The sequence below is a fragment of the Vibrio salinus genome (genome assembly GCF_021272385.1).
Lineage (GTDB): Bacteria > Pseudomonadota > Gammaproteobacteria > Enterobacterales > Vibrionaceae > Vibrio > Vibrio salinus.
In genome coordinates this window covers 979,585-991,915 of sequence record NZ_JAJSDZ010000005.1, presented here as the reverse complement: position 1 = coordinate 991,915, position 12,331 = coordinate 979,585, and the positions used below count along the sequence as shown (strand labels likewise).

The window sequence follows — 12,331 nt, the reverse complement described above, 5'->3', positions numbered from 1 at the left end:
AAAGATGGCAGATAGTCTGAATAAGAAAATAGCTATTGGGTATTTGTGGAATTTGGTAGCAAAGTGGATTACACGTTCAATTGGTATAATCAGCACTCTTATTCTTATTAGACTTTTGAAGCCCGAAGATTTTGGTATTGCAACGCTGGCTAGTATTACCATTGCATTATTTATGGTGTTATCTCATGTCGGAGTTGAAAAATATCTTATAAAGTCAAAAGAATGTAATAACGATTTGCTTAATAGTGCATGGTCTTTAAATATCGTTCTTAAAGTATTATCTGGTGTTATTATCGCCGGTTTCTCAGGTTCTATTGCGCTCTTCACTCATGAACCGGAATTAAAAAATGTTTTATTGCTATGCAGTGTAATTCCGGTTATTGGGGCAATGAGTAATATTGGCCTTATCCATTATGAGAGAGAACTAAATTATAAACCCTTAGCCCGGTTGTCAGTTGTTGCTAAACTGATTGTTTTTCCTGTTACTGTTGGGTTAGCGGTTTGGTTAAAGAATTATTGGGCATTGATTATTGGCTCATTGACAAGTGAGTGTATAAACGCAGTCGGTTCGTATTTTATTCATCCCTACCGACCAGTTTGGTCTGTGAAACAGTGGGGGCGCTTATGGGATTTTTCAAAGTGGATGCTGCTTTCAACCATTACCGGGTACATTCGTTCCAGAATCGATGCTTTTCTGTTGGGGCGTTTTCTTCCTAGTGATGCTGTAGGTACTTTTCGAATTAGTCAGGAGTTTGCCTGGTTACCATTCTCAGAGCTTATTTCACCAGCAACCTCTTCCTTTTATTCCGGAATTTCAAAAATTTCTCATAATCGAGAAGAATTGTACGATAAAATTGTTAAATATCAGGCAATCGCTTATTTGCTGGTTATCCCTTCCGTCTTAGGCATCTATGCATTGAAAGACTTGATTGTTGTGGTTGTCATGGGAGAACAATGGCTTTCAGCTACACCTATCATCGGTTTGCTGAGCTTTTTAATGCTTTCAATGCCGTTAAATATGGTATTGCAAACAGTGCTTATAAGCTTATCTAAAGTGAAATATCTGGTATTTATTGACCTAATTATGATTACGTCAATAGTGTTGGTTTTTTTTCTTCTTCATCAAGAAAACGTTCACAGTTTACAGGTTTTTACTTTAGCACGGGTGATACTTGTTATTGCATTTATTTCCTTGCTTTTGGCCGCATATAAAATATTACTTAAATTAAATTTAAAAAGACTTTCCATTGTTTGCATTATGCCTGTTTTACCTGGAATGATAATGCTGTGGAGTATTGAACGTATGGAAGTCTTGCTGAATTTCTCACAAGCTGTGAATTTGATCATTCTGGTATTTTTGGGAATATTGATATTTATGGGGTCGATGTTTTTGTTGATTGTATTGGTAAAAACGGTGTTACCAGATTATCTGTATATTTATAAATTTATTATTAGAGCATGTTATTCAATAAAACAAAAATTTGCTTTTTGATTGAATCGTCTGACATTTTTTGGAAGATAATGATTGGTCTAAAAAGTTTTTAATAACAATTTGTTAGGAAAGATTAAAAATGGCTGATCACATTGAATCAGAAGTAATTACAGAAAGAAATAAAAAGGTACTGGTTCTGGGGGAAGATACCCGTAGTTTTCTCTCTGTAATTCGTTCTTTGGGTGAAGCCGGTTATTCAGTTCATGTTGTTTGCTATGATCGAACTAGCCCTGCATTAAGGAGCCGGTATATAGAAACAGCTAAGTTTTATAATTATCAAGCTTTTAGTGAGAGTGAATGGCTGGATAATGTTATTTCACTTATTGATAAATATCAGTTTGATCTTGTCATCCCTTGTGATGAGCGAGCTATTTACCCGCTGTGGTCTGTTCGAGATAATTTACCAGAACAGACTCAACTGGCAATTGCAAATCAGGAAGCTTTGGATACGTTATTTGATAAATGGGAAACGAAAAAGGTAGCAATAGCCTGCAATGTTCCTGTAGCCAAAGGAAGATTGGTTGATATATCAAAAGCAAATTACTCCGATTTGCAAAGTGAATTTGGTAATAAATTTGTTATTAAGCCTTTGCAGTCATTCGAACAATCAAATTTGAGTCAGAGACAAAAGGTAATCATTGTTAACAAGGAAGATGACTTTGCAAGACGCAAGAATTTTAATGAGAAAGAATCTGTTTTTCTGATTGAATCCTTTTTTAGTGGAAAAGGGGAAGGTGTATCTGTTTTTTCTGTTGAGGGGGAGGTTTGTGCTGCTTTCGCTCACAAAAGAGTTGCTGAGCCAAATAGTGGCGGAGGAAGTTCTTATAGAAAAACGATTGAGATAGATAATGATTTATTTCATGCGACTAAATCTATGTGCCGGTTTACTAAATTAACTGGCGTTGCTATGTTCGAATTTCGTCGGAATCAAGAGACCGGAGAATGGATATTGGTTGAAGTCAACGCCCGGTTTTGGGGATCTTTGCCGCTAGCTATTTTTTCAGGTGTTAATTTTCCCAAATTGTATGCTGATTATTTGATTTTTCGTAGAAAACCAGACCACCCGATCCTGAAATATAAAAATGTTTATGCTCGTTCGTTGCTTGCTGATATTTATGAGATTAAACGTGAATTTGAAATTGCGAGTATTCAGGAAGGAAGATTAAAAGCGTCAATTTCACTTGTTTGTCGGTTACTCCAGATTTTTAGAATATTCGGACCTGATGAAACCATAGATAGTTTTTCTGGCAAAGACCCTATTCCATTTCTTTCTGAAGCTAAGTTTTTAGTCATGTCTTTAATTATTTCTGCATTTCGAAAAAATAAGTTTTTTCTATTTGTACGTCGTCACAGAACGAAAAAGGCAATCCGTAAATTATTTTTGCTTAACATTAATCGCAGAATTATTTTTGTATGCTATGGAAATATCATGCGAAGCCCATTGGCTTCTTCCTGTATGAATAAACTGGCCGGCATGGATGGGGAATTGGAGTTTGATTCATATGGGTTTCACCTAAATGAGCAGCGTCGTAGCCCAAAAGAAGCACTTAAGGCCGCCAGATGTATTGGATTGGATTTATCTGAGCATAAGTCTAAATGGTTAACTCAGATTGACCTTAAGGAAACTGATATCATTATTTATTTTGATAGTAAGAATCGTGAAAAATTATCGGCATATTATAGAGCAAATCATATATTTTGTGCGTCTGACTTATTAGATAACACGTTTTCACTATCTCCTGAAATTGAAGATCCTTACGACCAAAGCTTGAATGGCGTGATAACTTGCTATAACCAAATAAAAAACTCAGTAGCAGGCTTAATTGCCATATATAAGGAGGTTAAGCTGTGCCAGAGTCAAAGTTAGTTATTGTTATTCATGCAGAAGAAGAGTTCGATTGGAATTCTGGTTTTTACCGCTCGAATAGAAATGTAACTCATTCTGATAATCTTATTGCCACTATAGATCAGATTATTGGATTTGGAGGTAAAGTTACATTAGCTATGGATTATCCATTTGTTACCAGCGAAGGTGGTCAAACAGTAATAAATTATTATAAGAATCAGCACGGTAAAAATGTTGAGTTTGCAACACACCTTCATCCGTGGGTAAATCCACCATATGAAACGAATGACGATAGTGTTTCTAATGAATTGTCTTATCCCGGAAATTTGTCAGAAGAGCTGGAATATCAAAAATTAAAGGTATTGACCGAAGAAATTGAAAAAACGTGTGGATTCAGACCGAAAACCTACCTTGCCGGTCGGTATGGCATAGGAAAAAATACTCAAAGCATAATCAAAAGACTTGGTTATGAAATGGATCTAAGTATTAGTGCATATTGTGATTTTTCTCATCAGCAGGGACCAGATTTTTCAAATTTTACTAATACCAGATTTCAGCGTAATCAAGTGACTTATTTGCCCCATACAAGCGCAATATTATCTGTAGTGCCATGGATCAGGAATTATATGAATCGTAATCCAGAATATTTTTCTTTGATGCAGGAAAATAAAGTTTTCAGAATAATCGGGAAATTCCTCAGATTGAAGAGATATCGCCTTTCTCCTGAGGGATTCACATTTAGGCAAATGAAACAGGTAACGGAAAGTTTACTCAAAGTTGAGCAAAATGAATTTATTATGTCCTTCCATTCTCCAAGCACTAAACAAGGTTTAACCCCTTATGTTTCTTCTTTAGATGATGTTAACCATTTCCGTGAAACAATTTCTGAATATATTAAGTGGTTTAATGAGATTGAAAATAGTCGATTTGTTATAGCGCAAGAATTGTTGAAGGAGGGTAGACAGTGATGATAGATGATGGGAATGTATTTTTTTCAGTAATTATTCCAACAAGAAACAGACCTGAATTATTTAAAGCTGCTCTAAGTTCAGTGTTATGTCAACAGTTTGATAAATTAGAAATTATTGTTGTTAATGATGGTTCAACGGATGCATTTCTGCAAGGATATAACGAAATAAGAACTGAGTTTGCAGACGAAGAAAAAGTGCAATTTTATGACTTAATTCATCGACCCAATGGCCATGGGCAGAGTTATTCAATGAATTATGGCGTAAGTAAGGCAAGGGGGAAATATATCTGTTTTTTAGATGACGATGATTATTGGGTCGATAGTTTACATTTATCGAGAGCATTTAAATCTATAACAGAATATTCCGGAAATGTTGACGTTTATTATACCAACCAGGATGCTTTTTATTCAGATGGAACCAAACAAAAAAATAATGTCTGGATTGAAGATCTTAAACATTGTTCTACTGTTCAAATTAAAGATAACGAAGGAAGTTTTCCTGTTGATATTCAATTTCTATTAAAGAGTGAAGGTTTTGCACACTTAAACTGTTCTATTATCAGTAAAAATTTATATAATAGTATTGGAGGAATGGATGAAAATATTCGTTACGAATGTGATCGGGATATTTATATAAGAACAATTGATTCAGCCAAAAGTATTCTTTACAATCCTGAAGTTATTTCTCGTCATAATATCCCAGATAAAAAAAAGAAAGATAATATGTCAACCTTAGTAGATTTTACTGAAAAATTAATATATCAGCTAAGGGTTTATGATAAAGGTATTGCCACATCATCTTCTGAAGCTTTAGTTGAATATTGTTCTAATGGTAAGATGTATATTTTAAAACATTTATCAGAAGGATTCTTTAAGAAAAAAGATATTAAGCGTAGTTTGATTTTTGCCAAAGAGGCTTTAGGTATTAAATTTTCGTTTAGATGGTTTGCTTTTGTTCTTTATTTATATTTTTCATTATTGAGATAGAAGTATATAATTTTAATTGATAGTTTTATGAAAATAAATTTCTATTTAGGTGAAAAAAATGATTGGTGAAATTATAAATAAACCATTAATACTAATACCTAGTAAGCATATTTTTCTTATAAGTCATATGAGAGCAAATACAAGTTTATTTGGACATTTGATCGGCTCGTCTAATGAAGTGTCCGGTTATTATGAAATGCATATAGGCTATTATAGTTGGAAAAGTTTATATAGGCAAAAATTACTATACCATTCTATACATAAAAAAGAGCCTGTTACTAAATATTATTTTGATAAAATACTGCATAGTGAACACGAAATAAATATTGAATTGGTTAATAATTATAATTTTAATATTATTTTCATGTTAAGAGAGCCTGAAAGAACAATAAAAAGTATTTGTAAATTGTATCGAAGAGTAGATTCTAAAAATAAATTATCTTCAGTAGAAGGAGCAGCAGATTATTATATTAATAGATTGCTAGATATTGAATTATTTGCTGATAAAATAGACGATTATCAAAGATGTGTCTACTTAGATGCTGAATGTTTGATAAATAATACAGATGAATCATTATTCTTTTTAAAAGAAACACTAAATTTAAAAGAAAAATTATCATCTGAATATAAGCAGTTTGAATTGACGGGTAAAAAGAAGTTTGGAGATTCATCATTAAATATAAATGCGGGACATGTTATTCATCCTGATAAAAATAAGTATGGTGATATAATTATAGACCCAAACCTAACGAAGAAATGTGAAGATGTTTATTTTAATGTAAGAAATAAGCTTGTTAATAAATGTCAGTATCACTTAATTAAGTGAGTATTTGGTAGATATCATGAGTAGTAAGACGAACAAAATATTAAAAGCTTCTTTTGTATTATTAGTCATGTCTTGGTGTGCAAGAGTTTTTTCTGTATTGACAATGATTGTACTTGCAAGAAATCTTAATGAGCATGATTTTGGTATAGTATCAGGATGTTATGTCGTTCAAAGTTTTTTTAATGCGATGGTTAATACTGGTGGAGGAAGTTATTTACTGAGAAAAAAAATAATCACTGACTCAGATATTAATGCCGCTTGGACAATAAACTTATTTTCAAAATTATTTATGGGGATAGCTGTTTTTGTACTTTCTGATTATGCTGCTATTTTTTTGAAAATACCTGAATTATCGATAGTTCTAAAAGTGATGTCTTTATCTGCCATATTCCAAGGCTTTTATAATATGGCAATAAATATTCAGATAAAAGAATTAAATTATTCGAAAGTATCACTACTGACTGTTGGTTGTCAGCTTGTTTCAAGCTCTACTTCTATGACAATTGCCATTCTTTATCACAGTTATTGGGCTGTTATAATCGCTGAAGTATTATATTATTTTTTACGATCTCTTGGAAGTCATATTATTGTACAACATAAAGTTAAGTTAGTTAAGAAAAATGTTTTTACTCAGTGGCAATTTTCTAAGTGGATTATGCTTAAAGGGATAGTGAGTTACATCAAAGTATCATGCGATAAAATATTGATAAGTAGAAATTATAATATAGAGCAGTTAGGTTTATATAATTTTTCCATGGAATCTGCCTCTTCAGCATCTAATTTAATTATAAATCCAATAAAAGAGGTGTTATACCCAGGATTGTCTGAATATTCTGGAAATAAATCTGTTTTTGTTGACAAAATTAATAAGTCTCTTTTAGTTCTTGGGTGTATTTATATGCCTATGGTTTTTGGTGGTGTTTTTTTATCTGATGTTCTAGTCCCGACCATTTTTGGGTACAAATGGACACATGCTATTCCTTTATTTAATTTATTTTTACCAATGACATTCGCTGGTGTATTAGTGAGTGTGTTGACTAATATTTTCACATTGACAGGAAAAGTAAAAAGACAATTTATATATGAATCTATAACCTCAATTATTTTTTTGTCAGTAATGTATATTTCTATTCAATTTAATGATTTATATTATTTTTCTATTTTACGTATGATTATGCCTTATGTCATGCTTCTATTAATAATATTAACCTTACGTAGCATCATACCTATAAGTTTTTATAGAATTTGTTTTTTACTTTTTCCAATAATTTTTTCTTCTTGTATAATGATCATTTTTTTAAAGTTGTTTTATTTTTTAAATGGCTATCTTAATAATGTGTTATTTTTAATTTTTGAAATTTCATTGGGTGCAATTAGTTATTTTTTATTGATTTTAGTTACTAGTTATTTTATTAAGCCAAAAGTTTATGAATATGATTTTTTATATAAAACATTTTTATTACCTATAGTTATAAAAATCAAATCTATAGTATGACCATTTTAAATGAATTCTTTTATGGCTTGCTGATATTTCTCACATATCTTTTCCATATTTAATTTTTCTGATAGTTCTTTTCCTTTTTTATCCATAGGTGTTGATTTTAATATTTTTCCTGATTTAATATTGCTTGAAGGATCTCCAACGCCGCCTTTCCCAGTATCATTATATATTTTATAGTGTTCAGTTAATGGTTCTGATAAGCAAAGAAAATTAGAAAGTGAACGTAGTTGTTCTTGTGTTTTTTCAACAAGTTCTTCAGATGAAATGTATATCTTGTCTCCTTTCAAATTATTCCAGTTTTCTATCATATTATCTATTCTGCTTAAGTAGTAGTTTTCGAGTTTATAAATATCTTCTTCAAGGTTATGATCTCTTAAGTGCATTTTAATCATACTACTCATTGTCCGTTCAGGATCTCTAAGTAGAAATATATATTTTGGTTTAGTCTTGAAAATTTTCTCACTTATAACAAGTCTATTATGTAATAACTTGTCAGCAAGATAAGTTGAATTTTCAAAACTTTCTTTTTCTGAGTATAAAGCGGCTCTCGTTTTTATCAGATGATATTGTTTTGTGTAAGAAGAATGTAGCTCTCTATGTCCACATATCTGTTTATGTGATGATAAAATATGGCTTAGCAATGAGCTTGTTGAGCGCATATGGCTTAGTATGAAAATATTCTGTTTAGGTGCAAATGATTCTTTGTAGTTAATAAGTAAATTGAAATATCGTTGTGCTTTAGTCATGATTTATTCCTTCAATTTTATAAATCCGGTAACTATATGTTTTTCTTGATATTATTTAAAGAGGTTATAATATTTTTTACCGTTTTTTTATAGGCCCCTTTATCGTAGCGGTTCGTGCCCATAAAATGTATAAGACAGGAGCATTCTATCGGTTCATTGGATTTGGGGTGTAAAAAATTTTGATATTTTGGCCATTTTAAAATATGAGAACCAGAACAGGTTGAGATAAGAAAGTTTGAAGCAACTTGCTCGCTTCCCCATTCAGACCACTTCTCTTTCCCAATCGCTTTTTCCATTTGAATCGAAAACTTAGCTAATGTCTCTTTATTTACCGAACCTTTTGGAAAACCAGAAAAACCAGCACAGCCTCTTGTTATTTTGAAGTCCGTGTTTTTGAACATGGGTAAAGATGGCATAGCAACTTCTGAATAAGTTTGAACATGTGTGGAATTCCATTTTTTGGCTATGTCAGAAATGTATTGAATTGAAGCCGTTTCTGACCATCGAGGATTTCCTATTGTAAATGAATGTTTTTGTTCAATATATTGAGATATTTCAGTCATGGGACCGGTAACAACGATATCTGAGTCAAGTTGAATCACATAACTTTTTTGAAGAAGATCCAGCAATTTTATCAGTCTTTCCCAGCATCCACCGTGTGGCATATCTCCTACATCTACGTCGGCGATATGGCTGATAGCGATTCCTGGAATATGATAGGATAGAATATTGTAATCTTCCTCATCAAGCGTTCCATCATTTAGAATGTGAACATTTACGTTATTAAACCAATAGAGAAAAGATTTAATTGCTACTAAGTATGCTGCTAAATACTTCTTACCAATCATCGAAAATATAATAACATCATCAGATTTTTGATATGATGATGGAGGTGTATCTAATACTTTTTTGATTTGTTTTTCACAATCATATTTTTCTAATTTTCTTTTTATTTTCGTGAATGTCGATATCATTTTTTTCTCCAATTAGGAATAATAACAGTCTCATCTAATAACAAATTGGAAAGTCTTTTCTGTGATAATAGATGAGTTTTATATATTTCCATATCAAAAATTAATGTGTAAAGAAATTCCCTATGTTTGTCTGTTTTTGCGATTTGGGCATGTACCGCATAAAATTTAACCTTGCTAACATGAATCGATGACCTCTAAAACTGCCATTTTCTTTGTGTTACCAGTAGGCAATGCTGAAGATTGAAGTGAGTTAGATGTTTTGGTCTCACATTAAGTCTGACTAACCTGTCTCATTCTTAACTGAACGGTTAAAAAGTTATGTTATTGACTAGTTCGAAATTACGTTTAATTTTATAGTATACCAAGGTCTATAACACCAAATATTAGGGTGAACTCTATACTATTGGTTTGTTTTCTTAAAAATGAAAATAATGATATGGAAAAAAAAATTTGTGTATGTCATGTGGTTTATTGTTATGACGTCGGAGGATTGGAGCGGATTGTTGCCAATTGCATAAATAACCTCAATAGCAAAAAATATCATCATGTCATCATATCGTTGACTAAGATTGGAGATTTTTTTTCTGAAATCTCAGTACCGGCTGAACATTACTCTTTGCATAAAAAACCGGGTAACGATTTCTCTGTTCATGTTCGGTTATACAAATTATTAAAACAGTTAAAACCAGATGTTATGCATTCATATAACTTAGGCACTATTGAATATCAGTGGGTAGCATTTTTAGCTGGTGTTCCTTTAAGAGTTCATGCTGAACATGGTCGTGACAGCTATGATCCTGATGGTACAGTAAAAAAATATCAATTAATAAGACGTCTGTGCAGCTTGGTTATACACCGTTTCGTAGCAGTATCTGATGACCTTAAAAAATGGTTATCTGATGATGTGGGAATACCTGAGAAAAAATTACGATTGATTGTCAATGGTATTGATACCCATTATTTTGATCCTGAGAATACAGAAGATAGTGCTCGAGATAACTTAAAAAATAGCCATTTTGTTTTTGGGCATGTTGCTCGGTTACATAAGATAAAGAACCAGATATTTTTATTAAAAGCATTCAGTCAGGCTTGTATGGAAAGAACGGATTTTGCCCAAAATTGTGTTCTTTGGATCGTTGGTGATGGTCCGGACCGAGCTTGCTTAGAGCAGTTTGTTTTCGATAACTCTGTTCTAAGAAAAAGAGTAAAGTTTGTGGGTTCTAAAACCAATGTTAAAGATTACTACCAGCAATTCGATGTGTTTACTATGTCTTCTGTAGCAGAAGGTATTCCAATGACACTGCTTGAATCGATGTCTATGTCTGTACCCCACATTGTAACTAGGGTCGGGGGAATTAACGAGGTTATTATTGATAGGGAAACCGGTTTATCAGTGAATTCCGAGGATCTTTCTGGTTTTATGAAAGGAATGCTTGAAATTTATACGGACTCGGATTCCAGATATAAAATGTCGATAATGGCAAGAAAGCGTGTACAAAGTAAATTTAGCCAAGATACCATGATTTCTTCTTATGAAAAAATATATAGTGGAGAAGCTTAATGATTGAAGGGTTGTTATTTTTAGGATGTTTAGTTGTTTTGATATATATAGTATATCAGGCGATTAAAATAGATAACCAAGGTAAGTAAATGCGTGGTATTGTATTTTTAGCAGCCTTTATTATTCTTGTTATATTTGCTATTAGGCGACCATTTGCATCTGTAAGCTTATGGTTGTGGAGTGGTTTATTTGTTCCCTTCTATTGGATTTATGGTTTTGCATCGACAATAAGTTATAACAGTATTTTTGCTGGTATCACTATTTTGGGGTATTTTATTTATAGAAGAAAACCTAAATTTAGAATGGATAAAATATTCTTTTTTGTGATTTTATTTTTAATACATACTACGATAACAAGCTATTTTTCCTTAGCCCCATCAGTTATTGTATGGATGTCATGGAATAATTTTTTTAAAGCGATTTTATTATTTATTTTTACAATGCTAATAATTAGGAAAAGACATCATTTTAATTTGTTTTTATGGATGATAGTTCTTTCTATTGGATTTTTAGGTTTTGTTGAAGGGTTGAAATTTATAGCTTCTGGTGGTGGTCATCATATAAAAGGGCCATCAGGAAATATATTATCGGATAATAATCACATGGCTTTAGCCTTATGTATGACAATGCCTTTTATTATTTATCTTATTCAGGAAACCGAAGAGAAATTTTTAAAAATTGGGTTGAGAGTTTTAGCTGCCATATGTGTATTAGCTATTTTAGGTACTTTCTCTCGAGGTGGTTTGATTGGGCTGATCATCGTCTTAGGATATTTTTGGTTAAAAAGTCAGCATAAAATAAAAAGCATTGTCGTTATCATTTTAGTCGGAATGATTTCATATAATTATTTACCAGAGAGTTGGTACCATCGTATGGATACAATTGATACTGCTATGCAAGACAGTTCATTCGTAACTCGGGTTAATTCATGGAAAATTCATACTCTTATGGCTTTGGATCGTCCTCTTGTTGGTGGAGGATTTAAAGGGCCACAAATGGGGTATGTCTGGCAACGATTAGCTGTGAATATCGATAAGTTTGATTTTATTCCAACTCCACCACCGGGAGATAAGGGGTGGGCGGCACATAGTATTTATTTTGAAGTCTTAGGTGATCAGGGGTTTCCAGGACTATTTTTGTTTCTTTCTATTATTTTTCTTAGTTTTAAAAAATTGGCATCCATTGAAAAATTTTATTTTGATTTAGAATCCAAAAATTGTTGGCAATATCGTTTGTCTAAGATGATAAAAATTTCAATTATGGCTTATTGTGTTGCAGGGGCTGCAGTTTCATTAGCTTATTTAGAGTTGTTTTATGCAATAGTTTCTATTGTAGTTTGTTTGGATATGGTAATGAAAGATGATATTAATAAAATAAACACGGTAGATTGATTTTTAAATTAGAATTACATGTATAAGAAAAAAGCAT

10 protein-coding genes are annotated in these 12,331 nt (G+C 32.0%); 8 read left to right on the top strand and 2 right to left on the bottom strand.

What is annotated here, in order from left to right; genetic code table 11:
* Nucleotides 1-4: 4 nt before the first annotated feature.
* The 6 genes from LRQ06_RS04695 (at nt 5) to LRQ06_RS04670 (ending at nt 7,616) form a co-directional block, all read left to right on the top strand.
* Nucleotides 5-1,492: an oligosaccharide flippase family protein gene (locus LRQ06_RS04695; protein ID WP_232765269.1), complete on the top strand. Its 1,488-nt coding sequence runs from the start codon at nt 5-7 to the stop codon at nt 1,490-1,492.
* A 79-nt stretch (nt 1,493-1,571) separates the two neighbouring features.
* Complete coding sequence (locus LRQ06_RS04690) at nt 1,572-3,359, top strand: arsenate reductase/protein-tyrosine-phosphatase family protein (RefSeq protein ID WP_232765268.1); 1,788 nt, start codon at nt 1,572-1,574, stop codon at nt 3,357-3,359.
* Complete coding sequence (locus tag LRQ06_RS04685) at nt 3,341-4,306, top strand: polysaccharide deacetylase family protein (protein ID WP_232765267.1); 966 nt, start codon at nt 3,341-3,343, stop codon at nt 4,304-4,306. Before LRQ06_RS04690 ends, LRQ06_RS04685 begins: the two co-directional genes overlap by 19 nt.
* Complete coding sequence (locus tag LRQ06_RS04680; RefSeq protein ID WP_232765476.1) at nt 4,306-5,295, top strand: glycosyltransferase family 2 protein; 990 nt, start codon at nt 4,306-4,308, stop codon at nt 5,293-5,295. The genes LRQ06_RS04685 and LRQ06_RS04680 overlap by 1 nt, the downstream gene beginning before the upstream one ends.
* A gap of 58 nt (nt 5,296-5,353) precedes the next feature.
* A complete protein-coding gene (locus LRQ06_RS04675; protein WP_232765266.1) occupies nt 5,354-6,121 on the top strand; it encodes a hypothetical protein in 768 nt (255 codons plus the stop codon).
* 16 nt (nt 6,122-6,137) lie between these two features.
* Nucleotides 6,138-7,616, top strand: a complete 1,479-nt coding sequence (locus LRQ06_RS04670; protein ID WP_232765265.1) for an oligosaccharide flippase family protein — start codon at nt 6,138-6,140, stop codon at nt 7,614-7,616.
* Nucleotides 7,617-7,621: 5 nt separating this feature from the next.
* On the opposite strand, the gene LRQ06_RS04665 is transcribed toward LRQ06_RS04670, so the two are convergent.
* Both LRQ06_RS04665 and LRQ06_RS04660 read right to left on the bottom strand, forming a co-directional pair.
* Nucleotides 7,622-8,368 carry a sulfotransferase gene (locus LRQ06_RS04665; RefSeq protein ID WP_232765264.1) on the bottom strand — a complete coding sequence of 249 codons (747 nt, stop codon included), beginning with the start codon at nt 8,366-8,368 and terminating at the stop codon, nt 7,622-7,624.
* 32 nt (nt 8,369-8,400) lie between these two features.
* On the bottom strand, nt 8,401-9,342 hold the full coding sequence (locus LRQ06_RS04660; RefSeq protein WP_232765263.1) for a hypothetical protein: 942 nt from the start codon (nt 9,340-9,342) through the stop codon (nt 8,401-8,403).
* Between the two features lie 436 nt (nt 9,343-9,778).
* On the opposite strand from LRQ06_RS04660, the gene LRQ06_RS04655 reads away from it, so the two are divergent.
* Nucleotides 9,779-10,903 (top strand): glycosyltransferase, encoded by a 1,125-nt coding sequence (locus tag LRQ06_RS04655; protein WP_232765262.1) that lies wholly within the window; start codon nt 9,779-9,781, stop codon nt 10,901-10,903.
* Between the two features lie 89 nt (nt 10,904-10,992).
* Nucleotides 10,993-12,294 (top strand): putative O-glycosylation ligase, exosortase A system-associated, encoded by a 1,302-nt coding sequence (locus tag LRQ06_RS04650; protein ID WP_232765261.1) that lies wholly within the window; start codon nt 10,993-10,995, stop codon nt 12,292-12,294.
* The last annotated feature ends 37 nt before the right edge of the window (nt 12,295-12,331 follow it).

Coding starts and splice junctions, on each gene's coding strand:
- LRQ06_RS04670 (WP_232765265.1), top strand. CDS start 6,138: ATGAGTAGTAAGACGAACAAAATATTAAAAGCTTCTTTTGTATTATTA.
- LRQ06_RS04655 (WP_232765262.1), top strand. CDS start 9,779: ATGGAAAAAAAAATTTGTGTATGTCATGTGGTTTATTGTTATGACGTC.
- LRQ06_RS04650 (WP_232765261.1), top strand. CDS start 10,993: ATGCGTGGTATTGTATTTTTAGCAGCCTTTATTATTCTTGTTATATTT.
- LRQ06_RS04690 (WP_232765268.1), top strand. CDS start 1,572: ATGGCTGATCACATTGAATCAGAAGTAATTACAGAAAGAAATAAAAAG.
- LRQ06_RS04665 (WP_232765264.1), bottom strand. CDS start 8,368: ATGACTAAAGCACAACGATATTTCAATTTACTTATTAACTACAAAGAA.
- LRQ06_RS04675 (WP_232765266.1), top strand. CDS start 5,354: ATGATTGGTGAAATTATAAATAAACCATTAATACTAATACCTAGTAAG.
- LRQ06_RS04660 (WP_232765263.1), bottom strand. CDS start 9,342: ATGATATCGACATTCACGAAAATAAAAAGAAAATTAGAAAAATATGAT.
- LRQ06_RS04680 (WP_232765476.1), top strand. CDS start 4,306: ATGATAGATGATGGGAATGTATTTTTTTCAGTAATTATTCCAACAAGA.
- LRQ06_RS04695 (WP_232765269.1), top strand. CDS start 5: ATGGCAGATAGTCTGAATAAGAAAATAGCTATTGGGTATTTGTGGAAT.